General features: G+C 36.2%; 24 protein-coding genes. 11 read left to right on the top strand and 13 right to left on the bottom strand.

Annotated features, from left to right (window positions below; genetic code table 11):
* Positions 1–84 precede the first annotated feature (84 nt).
* The 8 genes from EPI11_RS07505 to EPI11_RS07470 form a co-directional block, all read right to left on the bottom strand.
* Entirely contained in the window at positions 85–480 is a 396-nt protein-coding gene (locus EPI11_RS07505) for a Coa1/Tim21 domain-containing protein (protein WP_128389341.1), read from the bottom strand.
* Positions 477–968, bottom strand: a complete 492-nt coding sequence (locus EPI11_RS07500) for a hypothetical protein (RefSeq protein WP_128389340.1) — start codon at positions 966–968, stop codon at positions 477–479. Before EPI11_RS07500 ends, EPI11_RS07505 begins: the two co-directional genes overlap by 4 nt.
* Positions 969–986: 18 nt before the next feature.
* Positions 987–1,484, bottom strand: coding sequence for a DUF6141 family protein (locus EPI11_RS07495; protein ID WP_128389339.1), 498 nt, complete (start codon positions 1,482–1,484; stop codon positions 987–989).
* Positions 1,485–1,536: 52 nt separating this feature from the next.
* Positions 1,537–2,037, bottom strand: coding sequence for a DUF6141 family protein (locus EPI11_RS07490; RefSeq protein WP_128389338.1), 501 nt, complete (start codon positions 2,035–2,037; stop codon positions 1,537–1,539).
* Positions 2,038–2,359: 322 nt separating this feature from the next.
* Entirely contained in the window at positions 2,360–3,670 is a 1,311-nt protein-coding gene (gene murA, locus EPI11_RS07485) for a UDP-N-acetylglucosamine 1-carboxyvinyltransferase (RefSeq protein WP_128389337.1), read from the bottom strand.
* A 15-nt stretch (positions 3,671–3,685) separates the two neighbouring features.
* A complete protein-coding gene (locus EPI11_RS07480) occupies positions 3,686–4,384 on the bottom strand; it encodes a DUF4290 domain-containing protein (RefSeq protein WP_128389336.1) in 699 nt (232 codons plus the stop codon).
* Between the two features lie 18 nt (positions 4,385–4,402).
* Positions 4,403–4,687, bottom strand: a complete 285-nt coding sequence (locus EPI11_RS07475) for a DUF493 family protein (RefSeq protein ID WP_128389335.1) — start codon at positions 4,685–4,687, stop codon at positions 4,403–4,405.
* 315 nt (positions 4,688–5,002) lie between these two features.
* Positions 5,003–5,308, bottom strand: coding sequence for a hypothetical protein (locus EPI11_RS07470; protein WP_128389334.1), 306 nt, complete (start codon positions 5,306–5,308; stop codon positions 5,003–5,005).
* 174 nt (positions 5,309–5,482) lie between these two features.
* Here EPI11_RS07470 and EPI11_RS07465 point away from each other — a divergent pair, with 174 nt between their 5' ends.
* The 7 genes from EPI11_RS07465 (at position 5,483) to EPI11_RS07435 (ending at position 9,692) form a co-directional block, all read left to right on the top strand.
* Entirely contained in the window at positions 5,483–6,325 is an 843-nt protein-coding gene (locus tag EPI11_RS07465) for a methylated-DNA--[protein]-cysteine S-methyltransferase (protein WP_128389333.1), read from the top strand.
* A 12-nt stretch (positions 6,326–6,337) separates the two neighbouring features.
* Positions 6,338–7,051, top strand: coding sequence for a 2OG-Fe(II) oxygenase (locus EPI11_RS07460; RefSeq protein WP_128389332.1), 714 nt, complete (start codon positions 6,338–6,340; stop codon positions 7,049–7,051).
* Between the two features lie 3 nt (positions 7,052–7,054).
* On the top strand, positions 7,055–7,306 hold the full coding sequence (locus EPI11_RS07455) for an Ada metal-binding domain-containing protein (RefSeq protein ID WP_128389331.1): 252 nt from the start codon (positions 7,055–7,057) through the stop codon (positions 7,304–7,306).
* Positions 7,293–7,907, top strand: a complete 615-nt coding sequence (locus EPI11_RS07450; protein ID WP_128389330.1) for an alpha-ketoglutarate-dependent dioxygenase AlkB family protein — start codon at positions 7,293–7,295, stop codon at positions 7,905–7,907. Before EPI11_RS07455 ends, EPI11_RS07450 begins: the two co-directional genes overlap by 14 nt.
* A 139-nt stretch (positions 7,908–8,046) precedes the next feature.
* Positions 8,047–8,352 (top strand): hypothetical protein, encoded by a 306-nt coding sequence (locus EPI11_RS07445; RefSeq protein WP_128389329.1) that lies wholly within the window; start codon positions 8,047–8,049, stop codon positions 8,350–8,352.
* Positions 8,353–8,435: 83 nt separating this feature from the next.
* On the top strand, positions 8,436–9,368 hold the full coding sequence (locus EPI11_RS07440) for a 1-phosphofructokinase family hexose kinase (protein ID WP_128389328.1): 933 nt from the start codon (positions 8,436–8,438) through the stop codon (positions 9,366–9,368).
* 39 nt (positions 9,369–9,407) lie between these two features.
* On the top strand, positions 9,408–9,692 hold the full coding sequence (locus EPI11_RS07435) for a hypothetical protein (protein WP_128389327.1): 285 nt from the start codon (positions 9,408–9,410) through the stop codon (positions 9,690–9,692).
* 15 nt (positions 9,693–9,707) lie between these two features.
* Here EPI11_RS07435 and EPI11_RS07430 read toward each other — a convergent pair whose 3' ends face one another.
* Genes EPI11_RS07430 through EPI11_RS07420 form a run of 3 tightly spaced genes read right to left on the bottom strand, consistent with a single transcriptional unit; the run spans position 9,708 to position 12,347 of the window.
* Positions 9,708–10,394, bottom strand: coding sequence for a carboxypeptidase-like regulatory domain-containing protein (locus tag EPI11_RS07430; RefSeq protein ID WP_128389326.1), 687 nt, complete (start codon positions 10,392–10,394; stop codon positions 9,708–9,710).
* Between the two features lie 15 nt (positions 10,395–10,409).
* A complete protein-coding gene (locus tag EPI11_RS07425; protein WP_128389325.1) occupies positions 10,410–11,099 on the bottom strand; it encodes a hypothetical protein in 690 nt (229 codons plus the stop codon).
* A 42-nt stretch (positions 11,100–11,141) separates the two neighbouring features.
* Complete coding sequence (locus EPI11_RS07420; protein WP_128389324.1) at positions 11,142–12,347, bottom strand: S41 family peptidase; 1,206 nt, start codon at positions 12,345–12,347, stop codon at positions 11,142–11,144.
* A gap of 267 nt (positions 12,348–12,614) precedes the next feature.
* On the opposite strand from EPI11_RS07420, the gene EPI11_RS07415 reads away from it, so the two are divergent.
* Both EPI11_RS07415 and EPI11_RS07410 read left to right on the top strand, forming a co-directional pair.
* A complete protein-coding gene (locus EPI11_RS07415; RefSeq protein WP_128389323.1) occupies positions 12,615–13,976 on the top strand; it encodes a GH1 family beta-glucosidase in 1,362 nt (453 codons plus the stop codon).
* 25 nt (positions 13,977–14,001) lie between these two features.
* Positions 14,002–15,018, top strand: a complete 1,017-nt coding sequence (locus EPI11_RS07410; RefSeq protein WP_128389322.1) for a glycosyltransferase family protein — start codon at positions 14,002–14,004, stop codon at positions 15,016–15,018.
* 4 nt (positions 15,019–15,022) lie between these two features.
* Here EPI11_RS07410 and EPI11_RS07405 read toward each other — a convergent pair whose 3' ends face one another.
* Together EPI11_RS07405 and aqpZ are read right to left on the bottom strand one after the other, a co-directional pair.
* Positions 15,023–15,952 (bottom strand): patatin-like phospholipase family protein, encoded by a 930-nt coding sequence (locus EPI11_RS07405; protein WP_128389321.1) that lies wholly within the window; start codon positions 15,950–15,952, stop codon positions 15,023–15,025.
* A gap of 158 nt (positions 15,953–16,110) precedes the next feature.
* Positions 16,111–16,833 (bottom strand): aquaporin Z, encoded by a 723-nt coding sequence (gene aqpZ / locus EPI11_RS07400; RefSeq protein WP_128389320.1) that lies wholly within the window; start codon positions 16,831–16,833, stop codon positions 16,111–16,113.
* A gap of 361 nt (positions 16,834–17,194) precedes the next feature.
* Between aqpZ and EPI11_RS07395 the strand changes: the two genes are divergently transcribed.
* Both EPI11_RS07395 and EPI11_RS07390 read left to right on the top strand, forming a co-directional pair.
* On the top strand, positions 17,195–17,419 hold the full coding sequence (locus tag EPI11_RS07395) for a hypothetical protein (RefSeq protein ID WP_128389319.1): 225 nt from the start codon (positions 17,195–17,197) through the stop codon (positions 17,417–17,419).
* A gap of 9 nt (positions 17,420–17,428) precedes the next feature.
* Positions 17,429–17,668, top strand: coding sequence for a hypothetical protein (locus EPI11_RS07390; protein ID WP_128389318.1), 240 nt, complete (start codon positions 17,429–17,431; stop codon positions 17,666–17,668).
* The last annotated feature ends 144 nt before the right edge of the window (positions 17,669–17,812 follow it).

Here is a 17,812-nt window from a genome sequence, read left to right as displayed (position 1 = left end):
AGGCGGAATTGTATTAGGCCTGCATTTTTTCCTTGATTAAAAAAAAATCCCCATCAATACTGATGGGGATTTTTTTTTAAAAGTTTATTCTCTTTCAACATCAATAACTTCCCAATCGCCTTCAGGTTGTTTTTCAAGATGTACCGTTATTTCAATATCTTTTTTTGTTCCGTTAACATTGATTGATAATTCCGAAATACCATATCCGTTATGTATATTAACATTTCCGGATGGGAACATTCCAAAATCTTTAATGCCTCCTGTTTCTGCCTGAATTTGCGGATTTGCCATCAGGTAATTTTCGGCAGCAGCATAGGCATCAGAGCTTTTCATGAGAGTCATTGCCAATAATACCCCGCCAATAATAACAACACCTGCACCGATCAATACTAAAGCAATCTTCTTCCTTAGTTTTAGCTTTTGCTCTTTTCTTACCTTTAGATATTCGACATCGAGGTCACGTTGGTGTTGATCATTCATATATTTAGTTTATTTAGTTTTTGTAATATCTTTTTAAGCTTCTCCGGCTTTTGAGTACCTATCATAAGCTGGCTTCCATCATTAAATGTAAGCAATAAACCCTGATCACCTGAAGCATTATACGCACCATCGCGAATACCCCAGCCTCCATAGTCTTTTATTGGATCGTATGTTTTAAGTTCGCATTTTTTGATAGCATCCCACGGGTAAGACCGCCACTCGCTCTCAAAAGGAGCAAATTTCACATAGACAGCATTGTTGTCTATTTTTGTATTAAGTGACATAAAAAAAGTAGACACCAAAGCACCTACAATGACAAAAAAAACCAGATAAAGTATGCCTTTTGCAATTCTGTTACCGGTAGGCTGTTCCGGGTTTGGCTTAAAAGACCATATGCAATACCCAACAACAGCACAAAGGCCTAACAAGATCAGATAAAGTATAATTCCAAAATGTTGATTTTCTGTAAACACAAGATAGTTTTCCATACTACTGCGGTAAAATAATTATGCCTTTTTAAGTTTTCCTGCTTTTGCAAGCGCTATCTTAAGTTCTTCCGGCTTTTGAGTGCCAACCATAATGTTCCGCCTTTTTTTAAATTTTAGTAGCATACCCTGATTTCCTGATGCATTGTAAACATCATCAAGCATCCCCCATCCTCCATAATCTGTCATAGGATTGTATGCATCTACATCGCAGTTTATAATATCCTGCCAAGGATAAAATTTATCTTCTTTACGAAAGCTCCTGAATTTTATATAAATGCCATCCTCATCTATTGTTGTAATTAATACCTGCGAAAAAAAGAAAATTGTAAAAGCCAGGAATACGATAAAGCCCAGTATAAAAAAATCATCATCTACAGGAATATCACTAATGATTTCTCCCCTATAAACCTGAAAGAATAATCCATACAAAAGGAAACCATTCATGCCTATCAAAAGCAATATACTCCACCATTGGGTGAAACGTTGTTTTTCGGCAAAGAGAATAGGGCTTTTCATACGATTGATTTTGTTTGTGAAAAGTTGATTTATGGTTATGCTATTAAAGAGGTTATGTGGTTTTTAGTTTGCCCACTTTGGTTAATACTTTCTTAAGTTCAACGGGTTTTTGAGTACCGATCATAAGACTTGACCTGCTTTTAAATTTTAGCAGCATTCCTACTTTGCCCGATACATTATAAGCTCCGGCTCTTAGTCCCCAGCCTCCATATTCCAGCATTGGACTGTATACTTTTACATCGCAGTCTACAATTTCCTCCCATGGATAAAATTTCCATTTTCTATGGTAAGGCTTAAATTTTATATGGATCCCATTAGTATCAATTCTGGTAATCATTATCTGCATAAAAAACAGTACCGTAAAAATCAACTGGAATACGGCAACAGCGATAAGACCTTCATTGCTCATAGGTTTATCACCAAAGGTAATACCCATAAAAACCTGTGTTACTAAACCATAAATTATAAAACAGGCAGGACTAAGAAGCAACGCTAATATCCACCACTGCATGAACCTCTGTTTCTCTAAAAATAAAAGCGTAGTGTGCTCCATAGCAGATTCTGAATTTTAACAAATATATCAAAATGAAAATATTTTCGCCCGATTTTCTTTACAAAGGTCTGAACTAATTTTAAAATTTTACTGCAGGCATTTTTGCAGTAAAAGAACCTGTATTATCAATTGAAATCTCCAATCTGGTATTAAATGTACAAAAAGTGAGCAATTAATTTTTAACTATTTGATTTTAAAATATTTGAGTGTTTTTAATATTCCACTCAAAAAGGTCTTATTCAAAACAAAAAGTGGACAATTAACTTCATAAAAAAAGGACTACAAATTGCAGCCCTTTTTTCTATTCATGATAAAAATTTTCTTAGTCTAATCTTTCGATTTTAGCACCTAAAGCACGTAGTCTCTCGTCGATTCTTTCGTAACCACGGTCGATCTGGTCACTATTCTGGATCGTACTCACTCCTTTTGCTGAAAGTGCAGCAATAAGAAGCGATATACCGGCCCTGATATCCGGCGATGACATAAGGATACCCTTTAGTGTAGATTTGAAATCTAAACCAATAACAGTAGCCCTGTGCGGATCGCAAAGAATGATCTTAGCACCCATATCGATAAGACGGTCTACAAAGAACAAACGGCTTTCAAACATTTTTTGGTGGATCAGTACACTTCCTCTTGCCTGTGTTGCTACGACTAAAACGATACTTAAAAGGTCTGGCGTAAAGCCCGGCCAAGGCGCATCAGCAATGGTAAGTATTGAACCATCAATATAATTCTGGATCTCATAACCATCTGTATGAGCAGGGATATAAATATCGTCTCCTCTACGTTCCAGCGTAATTCCAAGCTTTCTGAACGTTCCCGGAATTACTCCCAGATTATCCCAGCTAACATTTTTTATTGTAATTTCACTACGCGTCATAGCAGCAAGACCGATCCAGCTTCCAATCTCGATCATATCCGGAAGTATGCGGTGCTCGCATCCTCCAAGAGAATCCACACCTTCAATTTCAACCAGGTTAGATCCTACTCCAGTAATTTTTGCACCCATGCTGTTAAGCATTTTGCAAAGCTGCTGCAGGTATGGTTCGCAAGCTGCATTGTATATTATCGTTTTGCCTTCGGCAAGTACAGCAGCCATTATTATGTTTGCAGTACCGGTTACCGATGCCTCATCAAGAAGCATATAAGCTCCTTTAAGCCTGTCTGCCTCTACGCCGTAAAAATGGTCTTCTTTATTATAACGGAATTTAGCACCTAAATTGATAAATCCTTCAAAGTGAGTATCTAATCTTCTACGGCCTATTTTGTCTCCGCCCGGTTTAGGTATATATCCTTTACCAAAGCGCGCTAATAGCGGCCCTACAATCATTATAGATCCCCTTAATGATTTACCTTCTTCTTTAAATGCCTCCGATTCAAGGTAAGTCATATTTACCTCATCAGCCTGAAAAGTATAAGCACCATGGCTTAGCTTTTCGACCTTAACGCCCAAATTGCGTAATAAATTAATAAGTTTATTAACGTCAATAATATCAGGAATATTGGTAATAGTTACTTTTTCAGGCGTTAAAAGCACAGTACACAAAACCTGTAATGCCTCATTTTTTGCGCCTTGTGGCGTAATATCACCTTTTAATTGTACTCCTCCTTCAATTTTAAATGTTCCCATGCAGCGTAAAGAAAATTAGGGTTTACGGTTTTTATTGTTATTCAAGTTTCTCCCGTTAGTAGCGGGTTTATGTATTTTTTGTTTCGGATTGCTAAACTGCGTTTTATTGCTGAGTTTTTTATTAATCCTCATCAGGTCGGTAGAGTTAGAAAGCTCCTCTGCAGTTGCCTGCAGGTTTATTTTCCCGTCTGACAGCTCATAAAGATGTTCAAATATCACATCATCCTTTACGGTATCTTTATTCCAGCTTAAATAAGATTTTTTCATGTGATTTGCAATCACCATGATAAGTGCATTCTTCATTTCCCCATCTTCCCATTTATTGGCAACATCGATCATATACTTGATGTTGTTGCCATAAAAGCGGTACTTCGGGAAGTTTTGCGGATAGGCTAATCTGTCCGGCTTTTGCTCTAACAATTCCCTTGATGGTATTGGGTAAGGCGAATCTACATCCAATTTAAAATCAGACATAATAAATATCTGATCCCAAAGCTTGTGCTGAAAATCAGGCACATCGCGAAGATGTGGATTTAAGCTTCCCATTACGGATATTATATATTTAGCGGCCTTGTTGCGTTCTTCCCTGTTGTCCAGCGCTACAGCCTGCTCAATTAACTTTTGCAGGTGCCTGCCATACTCAGGTATGATAAGATGCGGCCTTTCGGCATTGTATTCAAGGAAATTAACTGCTTCTTCGTTACTGTATTGCATCTTTAGTTTATAAGATTTTTATAATGATATGATGCCCTCTATAGTAGAGAGCAGTACATACTTATCTATAACCGCCTGTGCATTTTCCATCTTTACATTGATGGATACACTGGTATATTTACCGGTTTTAGACTGTGTAGTTTCTATGACCGCCCCCATGTTATCAAAGGATTTTTCTACCTCTTCAACATTAGCAGGTAATGACGGTACAATAAATTTAAATAAATATTCTGACGGCCACAAAGTAGAATCTGTAAGTTCCTGTTTTAGCCTGGCGTAAAATTCTTCGCTATTCTTATCCATTTCGTAATAAAAAATAAAAGCAAATATACGTATAACGCCCCAAGTATTTAAAAAAAAATGGCGATGTACTGCTTTATTTAGGTATTCTTATTTTTTTTAGCTTTTACCTGCAACTCATTATTAATATTGCAATTTATACCCTTTTCAACCCCGATAGTGAACGTTGTGTTTAATAGATTTCTATATCAGAATTAAAAAATAATTATTTTTTTCATTTCACACGCAACCTTTTCATTTCTTCTGCATCTCTAAAGTATAGGTTTAGGTTATGAATTGGTTATTTCGAAAAACCGCTGTCTCCATACAGCGGTTTTTCTATTTTATATTACTAACAATCATTACCGTTACTATTGCTGCAATTGCCATAAGTATGTACGAATAAAATATAATTTTATTCAATATTGTCCGGTTTTTAAATATCCGTATTACAATAAATAATGCCGATCCCATAACAAGATTAAGAAATATCCATTTCATGAACAATTGTGACAATACTATGTTTTCCTGGCCATACACATTTTTAATTGCCACATACATTAAGACTCCAAAGACCACTATCCATATAAAATAAAGCCCCACCAAAACATGGAAGGCCATGTGCTTACTATCAAATTTCTTCATTACCTGTTTTTGTCTATTACCAAAGTCTTTTTTACTACCTGTGCTTATAACGCAATTTTAGCTAAATTTATTGAAGTAAATTAGCCTCATAATCATTTTAAGTTGGCAAGATTCGGGTTGTTGACAGACTAAAGCACCTCTACATTTGTATTAAATCTTAAAGGCTTACTAATTATGAAAGAGCAAAATAATATAAATTTCGCCAGAATTGCACACGCTATAGGTTATCTTAAGGATAATTTTAAAGAACAACCCAATTTAGATGAAGTTGCCGAAAAAATACACATGAGTCCGTTTCATTTTCAAAAAATGTTTACCGACTGGGCTGGTGTAAGTCCTAAAAAGTTTGTACAGTACCTAAGTATAGAGCATGCTAAAAAACTACTTACAAGTACCTCTTCTACCCTTTTTGATGCAGCTTATGAAACAGGACTTTCGGGTACCGGAAGACTGCACGATCTTTTTGTAAACATTGAAGGAATGACACCCGGCGAATATAAAAATGGTGGAGAGAGTCTTCATATTAATTACAATTTTTCAGAAACACCCTTTGGCACTATCCTCGCAGCATCTACAGCAAAAGGAATTTGTCACCTGGCTTTTGCCGATAACGAAACACAAGCTTTAGATGTACTAAGACAGAAATTCCCCAATGCTGTCTATAAACAGATAACCGATCTGATACAGCAGCAGGCATTACACGCTTTTTCACACGGCCCATCTGAAACAGATAAAATAAAATTGCATTTAAAAGGAACCCCCTTTCAATTAAAAGTTTGGGAAGCATTACTAAGCGTACCTCTTGGTAAACTAGCTACTTATGGCAGTATTGCCAGCCGTATAGACTCTCCCAAAGCTTCACGTGCTGTAGGTACAGCTGTAGGCGATAATCCGGTTGCTTTTATAATTCCCTGCCATAGGATAATTCAATCCAGTGGTGTATTGGGCAATTACCACTGGGGAAGCACCCGTAAAGCAGCAATGATAGGCTGGGAAGCAGCAAAAACAAACTTATAACTGTTGCTTAAAATGAATACCATCGAAAAAAAAATAGCAACATTCTCATGGGATCAGATAGCCGAAGACCTCAACACAAAAGGATATACTGTAATTCCCAGATTTCTTTCAGGTCAGGAATGCGAAGTCATTACCAGCCTGTATGATACTCCTTCTCTCTACAGAAAAACCGTAATTATGGAAAGACATAGGTTTGGATTAGGCGAATATAAATACTTTAACTACCCCTTACCGGATACTATTGCTAGTATTAGAAAATCCATTTACCCTTACCTCTCAGCGGTGGCCAATTTATGGATGAAAGCTTTAAACATCAATACTGTTTTTCCTTCTCAATTAGAAACACTACATGAACAATGCCGTAATAATAACCAAACAAAACCTACTGTTTTGGTTCTAAAATATGGCAAAGGCGGATTTAACACCCTGCATCAGGATATATATGGTGATGTATTTTTTCCTATGCAGGCCGTTATTATGCTAAATGAACCGGGAGAAGACTATACAGGTGGCGAATTTGTATTAACAGAACAAATTCCAAGAGCCCAATCTAAAGCTATTGTATTAAAGCCCGTTAAAGGCGATATGCTTATCTTTACAACGAATTTCAGACCTGTAAAAGGAACAAAAGGCTACTATCGTGTAAATATGAAACATGGTGTAAGTGAAGTACATAACGGAAAGAGAATGGCATTAGGCATTATTTTTCATGATGCCACTACATAAGTCATGATAGCACATGCCAAACTATCTGATACTGAAATCAGAAGCCTTATAAGATCGGGAGTTATTACTTTAGGGGGTAACTCCCTATTAAAAATTTATGGGCAATTAAGATGCAAATCAGGAAAAAGAATGCATACAAAAAACCGTATGTTCTTTACATCCGTACATGATGCCAAAAATATGGGTTACAGACCCTGCGGCCATTGCATGAAAAAAGAATATACAATCTGGAAAAAAAGTGATGGATCTCTTTAACACAACTAACGAATACAATATCCTGCCCTACGACGGTGAGGTAATTTATTACGGTCATATAGTACCAAATGACATAGCAAAAAAATATTACGACATCTTACTGCAAGAGATACCCTGGCAGCACGATGAAGCCGTTATATATGGTAAACGGATTGTAACCAAAAGAAAAGTAGCCTGGTATGGCGATGAAAGTTATAATTACACCTATTCTAAAACAACAAAGAGCGCACTACCCTGGACAAAAGCCCTTTTGGAACTCAAACAAATTGTTGAAGATAATTGTGGTACAAAATTTAATTCCTGCCTGCTTAACCTTTATCATGATGGCGATGAAGGCATGGCATGGCACAGTGATGATGAAAAAGCGTTGGGCTTAAATACAATAATTGGCTCACTTAGCTTTGGAGCAGTAAGAAAATTCAGCTTCAAACACAAGAAGACAAGCGAAAAAAGAGAGCTGATCCTTGATAATGGAAGCCTCCTTGTAATGAAAGGGGCTACCCAAACCAACTGGCTTCATAGACTGCCAAAGTCAGTTAAAATAAAGCATCCGCGCATTAATTTAACCTTTAGAACTATTGTTTTACAGGAAGCTAAATAATTGATTTAAAATATTATTTTCTAAAAATTATTAACACTTATAATAATTCTTTATATTTATCCCGTTAATTCTTTGTTAAAAAAAAGAGAATTATGGCTCCCCGCCAAAAAAATACGTACTAATTTAATTATTGACAACAATGAAGCTAAAAGATCTCCAATTGTGGCTCAGCAAGCTGTCTGACGAAGAACTTGAAAAAGAACTTCTTTATAATTCCATGGATTATGGAATTTGCGGTCCTGTAAACGAAATAAACAAGAACGAAGACAATTTGTATTATGTAGGTGATGATCCCGTGCTATTGCATACAAGTGAAGAACTGAAACAAAGAGGGTATAATGAAAAACAAATTTCTGCTCTTGATGTTCAGGTTCCGAAAGGATGTTATTATTTTGAACTAAGCAGTGAATACAGTATTTTGGAACGATTTTCTGCTAAGATTTAAACCTTAACTATTAACACATTCTTATGGCAGGTACTGGATTATAATTGGTAAATTTGCTTTTAGCAAAGCGATCTTTACCTGCCATGATAAAAAAAATCCTTACAATAACGCTCAACCCTACTGTAGATAAAAGCAGCACAGTAGATTCTATAAAACCCGAAAAAAAATTACGCTGTTCACAACCGGTATACGAACCCGGTGGAGGCGGTATAAATGTTTCGAGAGGGCTTGAGCGCTTAGGCATACCGTCAGTTTCTTTTTTCACATCTGGAGGCCGTACCGGAGAATTACTGGAAAAACTCCTTCAAAAAGAAAATATAAATACAATTGCTCATAAAGTTTCAGGAGAAACCCGCGAAAACTTTACAGTAATAGACACTTCTAATAACGAACAATATCGTTTTGGAATGCCTGGTGAAGATATCTCTTCAAGAGAATGCAATACTATCCACGATGCTATACTAAGCACATCTCCTTTCCCTGAAATTGTGGTAATTAGCGGCAGCCTTCCTGAGGGTATGGATACCAAATACCTTAGCCAATTGATTAAGGAACTGAAGAAAAAACAGGCAAAAATAATCATTGATACATCTGGCGACGCACTTACCGAAGCCCTTAAAGAAGGTGTTTATATGGTAAAACCAAACCTTGGTGAACTGAGCCGTCTTTCAGGCAAAGAAGAACTGGATAATGAATCGGCCGATGAAGCTGCCCGTCAACTTATAAACGACGGCAAAGCCGAGATCGTTGCCGTTTCTATGGGACCCCAGGGTGCCTATTTAATTACCAAAGAAGAAGCTATCCACATAAATGCCCCATCGGTTAAAAAACTAAGTACTGTGGGCGCAGGAGACAGTATGGTTGCAGGAATGGTATCCATTATTGCAAAAGGCGGAAACCTTACTGATATGGCCCGTATGGGTGTTGCCTGTGGCAGCGCAGCAACCATGAGTAAAGGCACAGGATTATTTACAAAAGAAAATGCCGAAAAGCTATACAAATGGCTTTCAAAATAAAATATCAAATTTAATATTCACCATTAAAACCTTAAGATCATGAAGTATCAAGACGCACAGGATGTTTTTGAAGAACTAAAAAACTTTGAGGGCAACGTTACGTTTAAGGGAGAGGAAACCGTTATAGATTATTTTGTGCTATTGCCTAAAAGTGAAATTGAAGATTTTAACCTTACCAATTTTATAGAACGTTACCAGGCCAGCACAAGTTTTGAAATAGAGGGCAGCCATGAAGGGGAACCTTACACTATTTTAGGAATAAGCATACAGCACGAAAAGTATTCTAATGATGTAGATTATTTTATGAAGCTGCTCGTGTGGTAGCACTAATTAAACCAATTATTTCCATCGATAATAGGTAATGATTTCACCTTTATTCCAGCGTATGACCAACCTGTCTTTTTCGACAGACTGAATTACCCCTTTTCGATTGTAATAATAATCGTCTCTATAAACAGTAAGGGTATCATAATTAATAGTATACCTCATATACCTGTTACCCTTATATCCAAAAGCATAGTATATTTCTTTATCCAATTTAAAACCTTCCGGCGTTTTATCTCCATTTACCAGCCATACACCAAAGAGTTTATCTGCAGCATATTTTGGATTTGTAATAGCTCCAAAAGATGGCTTAGGCACTTCATGATGATCAAACATCAAATCTCCCTCGTTTTTGCTTTTTAAGATGAACTTGGTCGAATCTTTTTTTATCACATCAGCATATTCGAATCTTTCGCCTGCATGTGTCCAGACCATTGGTATGGTATCTGTCCGGAATCCTTCTTTAGAGAGAATAATATCGGGTAAGACACCCTCATTTCGTTTGAATTTAAAATACCCGTTTTTATCAGTCAGCTTTTTAAATGCATAGGTATCAACCAGATCTTCTTTAACCAGAACATTAGCAACAGGCCTGTCCAGTTCATCGACTATTATTCCCGAATAATAATCATTTGTAGTTTCAAAACACGAGGAAAGAAGAAGTGGTAGCAGGAATAAGAATAAATAATTCGATCTGGCCATTACAGTACATTTTTTTTATTTAAAATCCGACCAGTTACCTGAGTTTAGTTTCTCCAGTAATAACTTTTCGTACTTCGAATTACATATAAATAAAAGGGTTTCATTTATAGTACTCTTATGCACATCTTTAATAAATTCTTTATCTTTTTCATTTAATAAAGAATGCTCATTATCAAAATCATATTCACCTTCGGATACTATTTTCACAACCCTGTCCTTTAATCTCCATGTAAGCCTTTTAGTTTTCACAAAGCCTCTGATTTCATTATTTATTTCCGGCCTCCCATATTCTTTAACAAGACCCTTTATAAATTCCCCATAGTGATCATTATCAATAGTACATACGGCGTTTACCAGCATTAAACTGTTGTTTTCATCTGTCATAGCTGCCATGCGGGAAAAGAAAATACCCTTAAAAACAGCAACACTATCTTCTGGCGAATAACCTTTTACATTGTATTGAAAACCCACTATTTTTTCCCTGCTGCCACTCCAGTCAAGATCATATTCGGTAATCGTATCTTTTTCAACATACTGCTTCCCGCTTGTAAACTTAATATTTTTCCGATCCTGTGATTTAGAATAGAATTTATCAACGTTCAAGTTGAAGGTCAATTTATTAAGATCAAAAACACCGTGGTCATACTCCTGGCTCTGACAGGAATTCAAGAACAACAGACCAATAATTATTGTTACTATTTTCATAAACAGGCTTTATCAAATATAACTCAAAATTTTAAAAGCCTCCTATTGCAACAGCTTTAGTGCTTTTATGTATGTTTCCTCACTATTTTCAGTAAGGTATTTTGGAACAAAATCTTCTCTGGGCGTGCCATTTACATGATACATTTTTTCTCCCGGAATTTGAAAGTTGATACCCGTATTCTTCATACCAAAACCGTAAATGGCTCCCAGTAGCCCTGCCATTTTTGTCCCTACTATCTTAGCCCTTTTCATAGCATCAAAACCAATGACGATACCTTCCCCCATACTGCCTGTCCAATGACCTGCCATTACAACAAGATTACCTTTATAGGTTTGTTTTCTTGGCACGACATACTCTATCCATGAGCGTACAGTACCATATTTTTTTTCATCGATAACGTGTTTTTGATAAGCAAGTTCTTTATTTGTAAACCTTCCCATAATAGCGCGGGCAATTGTTGTGTTTCCACCGCCGGGAGTCTCTGTTACATCTAAAATCAAACCTTTGGTATTAGCCAAATCATCCAAAGCTTTATCAAACAAAGGTATCAGGTCATAGTTCCCTAACGAATTATTGATCTTAATGTACCCAATATTGCCGTCGAGTATTTTATAGTCTAATAAACCGGCTGAAGTATTCACTATAACATCATCCGGACTATAATTTTTCAGTACACCCTCTTTTTTTATCGTAAATTCTCTTTTCTTATCATAAGTGCCTGCAAGCAGCATATTAAGAGCATATTCATACATCGCAAAAGTGTAATTTGTAGTAGATTTAGGCAAGAATTTTTGCAGTTGTATTTCGACAGGTTCATTATTAAATAATACTATTTCCATATCTGGTTTTAACCCAATAGATTGAGCTTTAGACCCCAATCGTATATCGGTAATAAAATAACTGCCATCCTTCTTTTGAGCAAAAACGTCAGAACCGCTTGGAAGTATTCTGTTAGAGGTTGTATAATTTTGATTCAGAGATATATGCCCATTATGAAATTCATTAATTACCTGCTCCAAAAAACAGGTGAATTCATATTTATTTTTAATCGTATCGGTAGCCGGAAGGTAAATTTCCTTAATCTTACCCCAATTAATACCCTGTTCTTTAAAGTAGGCATAATGAGTATTACAATCTTCCCAAAATTCTAAAAAATCCTGTTTGTAAATATTCTGGGCAGATAAACTTTCAGGACATAGCGCCAACAATGATGTTAAAGCTGCTACTATAAAGTATAGGCGTTTCATTTACTTTTCTTACAAATATAAAAAACAGATATTTAACCTGCTATAATTACTGACCTACTGCTGTCTACAACAATTAATGATTCATTAATATTCACATAACTACCTATTAATGTTATTGTTATTAATTTGAATAAAACTTGGGATATGAAATATTTCAGCTTCAAATTTCTGACTTCTTTCAAAGAATGGCTTTTTTTAAGAGCCATGCAGTCTACTTTTCTTCATTAATCGTTTTAAACAGATACTTAGGAAGAGCATACCTGCTGAATGAATAAAACAGATAACTCAGAATTAAACAAAGCTCAATTTGGAGACAATTTCAAATGGGGTGTTTCTACTGCTGCCTTCCAAATAGAAGGTGCTCATGATGCCGACGGAAAAGGCCTCTCAATATGGGATGTTTTTACCTCTCAAAAAGGAAAGGTTAAAGGCGGCCATCATGCCATGACAGCCTGCGATTTTTATAGTTCGTATAAAAATGACATTCTTTTACTTGGCGAATTAAACATTCCTAACTTCAGGTTTTCCCTTAGCTGGTCAAGAATACTCCCTAACGGAACATCTCCTGTTAATCAGGCTGGTATTGACTATTACAATCAGGTGATCGATTTTTTACTGGAATGCGGCATAGAGCCATGGATTACTTTATACCATTGGGATCTGCCTCATGAACTCGAATTAAAAGGAGGCTGGACCAATCGTGACAGTATTGCCTGGTTTGAAAATTACACCGAGATCTGCGCCCAAAATTTTGGAGACAGGGTAAAAAACTGGATGATCATTAATGAACCTTCTGTATTTACAGGTGCAGGATATTTTCTTGGCATTCACGCTCCGGGAAAAAGAGGGTTATCCAATTATCTTAAAGCCGTTCATCATGTTACACTCGCTACGACTGCGGGAGCAAAAGTCTTACGTAACATTGTACCTGACGCAAATATTGGCACTACATTTTCGTGTACGCACATAGAACCCGCATCTACAAAAAAAAGAGATGTGGCCGCTGCTAAACGCGTAGACACCTTACTCAACAGAACGTTTATTGAGCCTATTCTTGGATTGGGTTATCCTCAGGCAGATTTACCTGTGCTGAAAAAACTTAACAGGTACATACTCCCCGAAGACGAAAAAAATATGGCTTTCGATTTTGATTTTATCGGATTGCAATGCTATACCCGCGAAATTGTAAGAGCTTCAATTTTTACGCCTTATGTGGGTGCCGCGCTCGTTACCGCAGAAAAGCGTAATGTTCCTTTTACCGAAATGAAATGGGAAGTTTACCCGCCCTCAATATACCATCTGCTTAAAAAGTTTGATACTTATAAAGGAATCAAAAAGATAATAATTACCGAAAACGGTGCCGCTTTTCCAGATACTGTTAGCAACGGAGAGGTAAAGGATAATGAACGTACAAAATACATACAGGATCACCTGCAGCAACTTCTTAAAGCTAAAAAAGAAGGCGTTAAGGTAGAGGGTTATTTTGTATGGAGCCTCACCGATAATTTTGAATGGGCTGAAGGCTACCATACCCGTTTTGGGTTGATCTATGTGGATTTTGATACACAGCAGCGAATAATAAAACAATCGGGACAATGGTTTCGGAAATTTTTAAGTAATCATATATAATGCTATAATATAAAAATAGTAAACCATGAAAATTCTATATGCAATTCAGGGTACAGGTAATGGGCATTTAAGCAGGGCAATAGATATTATACCATGCCTGCAAAAACATGGTGAGGTAGATATATTGGTGAGTGGCATACAGGGAGACCTTAAACTGCCTTTCCCTGTAAAGTACCAGCTTAAAGGAATGAGCTTTATTTTTGGTAAAAAAGGAGGTGTTGATCTATGGAAAACACTTGCAAAAGCCAGTCTTAGAAAATTAATAAAAAGCATTAAACAACTGCCTGTAGAAAAATATGATTTGGTTATTAATGATTTCGAACCCGTATCGGCATGGGCGTGTTATTTTAAAGGGAAAACCTGCATTGCTTTAAGCCACCAATCTGCAGTACTGGCAGGCTACTTCCCTTTGCCCGACAGCAGTGATAAAATGGGTAAGCTGATTTTACAAAACTATGCTCCTGCTGATTTTAAATATGGTTTCCATTTTAAAGGCAACAACGACAGTATATTCACTCCTGTAATTCGTCAGCAGGTACGCAGCCACGAAATTACAAATGATGGGCATTACACCGTCTACCTTCCCTCCTATGACGACAAGTCCCTTATTAAAAAACTTTCTCAATATAAAGATGTTAAATGGGATGTTTTCTCAAAGCATAACTCCAAAAAAATAATACATAAAAACATAACCATTCAACCAGTAAACAACGCTTTGTTTACAGCAAGTATGGCAGCATCAGCCGGAGTATTGTGCGGAGCCGGATTTGAAACGCCTGCCGAAGCCCTTTTTTTAGGTAAAAAACTATTGGTGATTCCAATGAAGAATCAATATGAACAGCAGCTTAACGCCGCAGCATTAAAAACAATGGGAGTTCCTGTAATTAAAAGCCTAAAGCCAAAGTATGAAGCTATTATTTCCGAATGGCTGCAAAACGGAAAGCCTATACCCGTACATTACCCGGATATGACGCAAACCATTGTTGACATGGCTGTTTTAAAGCATACAGCACAAGAAAACAACTTACAACTATCGGTTTGATGTCTTAAGAAAAATCATTTTTAGAATTGCTTTTCGGGGTAAGATAATGTTTAGTACATTCTTTACTCTGGAACATTTCATATCCTTCCTGCCACCACTGGCGCATATCATCGGCATCGAAAATATAAGAATGTGTTGTTAAAACCCTGTTGATATGGTAAAAGGAAACGGTTACATTTTGGCTTGCAGCTTCCAGGTTTGCAATTAGTATATCATCCAGTGCAATTTGGTTCAGCATAAAGTCATAGGTTCTAAAAAACACATCTAAGGCATTTCGCAGCGGCGGATTATTATAAACTCCATCCTTAATTTTTAAAACGATAACATCTATCGCTGTTGCTCCTTTCCTAATTGCTTGTTCAATAGGTATAAGGTTACCAAAACCACCATCGGCATATTCGCATCCGTTCTTAGAAACCAGGCTCATTAAGGGGACTAAATTTGCTGATGCCCATAACCAGTCACAAAAATCTTCATATCCGCAGTCATTAGACGATTTATGCTCTATTTGGTGTGTTGTTAAATTAGCAACGGTAACAACGATCTCTTTTCCTAAAGACCTAATCAATTCAAAATCCTTTTCTGTAAAATTTTCTTTGATTAGCAAACGTAAATTAGTACTATCGCCTAATGTTTTTTGTCTTTTAAAGAACTGCTTTACAATTCCCCAATGGTTTATGCCTGTTTTTACAATTCCGTTCTCTTTTTTGATCGTAATAGGACAGACACTAAAAATATCTTCCTGTTTTATTGTAGTGTAGATCTTTTTTATCCTTTCAATATCACCAATCGCCAAAAACGGAATTAATAAACTTCCTGTTGAAGTCCCAACAAAAAGCTTATAATCCTTTTTCTGAATTTTTAAAAGATATTCTGAAACTCCACCTGCAAATGCTCCTTTACTTCCACCTCCGGAAATTACCAATGCATTCATATTTTACATTTTTTTTAGATTCCAAGAATTAAAATAGTGCTTAGTTAAATATACAACAAGTTCATTACATAGCAATGTAAGCCTCGTTACCTTAAACTATTAGCAAAAAAAAGCCCCAGTAAACTGAGGCTTTATATTATCTTAACTGTAAAGTGATTTTATTCATGACGGTCTTCCGGCAAAAATTCTGTTTTTCTCAATACATTTTTATAAACAATTCCGCCAGCAATAGCACCTAATATCGGTGCTGCAATAAACAGCCATACCTGCTCTAAAGCCCAGCCCTGAACAAAAACCGCCTGGCTGATACTTCTTGCCGGATTAACCGAAGTGTTTGTTACAGGAATACTTATAAGGTGAATTAAAGTAAGAGCAAGACCTATTGCAAGACCTGCAAATGCCTCACGGGCACGGTCTTTCTCTGTAACACCAAAAATTATAATGATAAACATAAATGTCATAACAAACTCGCTCACAAAAGCAGCAGTCATATCATAACCTCCCGGAGAATGTTCTCCATAGCCATTAGCCGCAAAACCACCAATAGCACTTCCGTTTCCAGTGGCAATAACATAAAGGACACCTGCACCTGCTATACCTCCTAAAACCTGTGCTATAACATAAGGCAGTACTGTTGCAGCCTCTACACGTCCGCCGGCCCATAATCCTATAGTTACTGCCGGGTTAAGATGAGCTCCGGAAATTCGGCCTAAAGCATAGGCGATAGTAAGTACTGTAAGACCAAAAGCTAATGAGACTCCTACAAGCCCAATTCCAATAAAAGGTTCTGATGTAAAATTGGCTGCCAGTACCGCACTACCGCAGCCCCCCAGAACCAACCAAAAAGTACCGATAAACTCTGCTACAAATTTTTTTTTCATAAAGGATTGTTATTATAAATTAATAATTGGTTACTAACTAATTCCGTTAATCGATTAATTACGCCCTGTAGTCGATAACATCATTTAACAATCGGCTGAGGACAGCCGATACAGGTTAAAAAAACATAAATACCTGTTAAATAATCAAATCTAATTTATGATTTTTATTACAAAGTTGTTTACCAATACATTAAATAAATATATTTTCAATATAATTTTATTAGTATTTAAATATTTTATTTGTAATTCTAATCGGTCAAATGTTATGTTAAAAAATTTAATGTTTTATTGGCAATTCATTACCAAAACTTTAAAGGTTTATAGTTCATCTTTGTAAAACCAACCACCTAAAACTATTACAATGAAAAAGAACATTGACTTAGCCACGATCAAAAAATTTATTCTTGCCAATGCTTTAAGTGAAAACGTAATGCTTATGCTTCACCCTTCTAATTTTGAAAAATTAGTAGCAAAAGGTGCTAAAAAGGCAAAATCGTTTTGTATTTCAGGAATCAATATTATCGCCGATGAAAACAATGAAATCAGTGAATATGAAATTGATGTCTTAGAGGTAAAATTTAATTAATCCCTCTGTATGAGATATGCTATAAGCTATGATTCAGTACAGGAGTTTGTACTTGAACACGATCTAAAAGAAAATAATATTATTGTACTTCACCCTCATGACTATGATGTTGTTGCTGCTGAATTTGCTGACGAAAATAACATAACAATATACAGGTCTTTTCAAATACTGGGAATATCAGTAGTGGAAGATACAGCTGATGAGGTTAAGAAAAACCATATTTCTGTAATGGAACTTGCAGCTTCTTAATAACATATCTCTTAAATTATTATAACCATCCTTAACGGATGGTTTTTTTTATATCCTTTAACAAATACTCTTAATTAAATTCTTTTTCTACTGTAAGGCTCTTTCAAGGCACAAACTATTTAAGATTACTTCCCTCAATATCTT

Origin of the sequence: Flavobacterium cerinum, from assembly GCF_004028155.1 — a bacterium.
Lineage (GTDB): Bacteria > Bacteroidota > Bacteroidia > Flavobacteriales > Flavobacteriaceae > Flavobacterium > Flavobacterium cerinum.
This window is presented reverse-complemented; position numbering and strand designations above follow the sequence as displayed.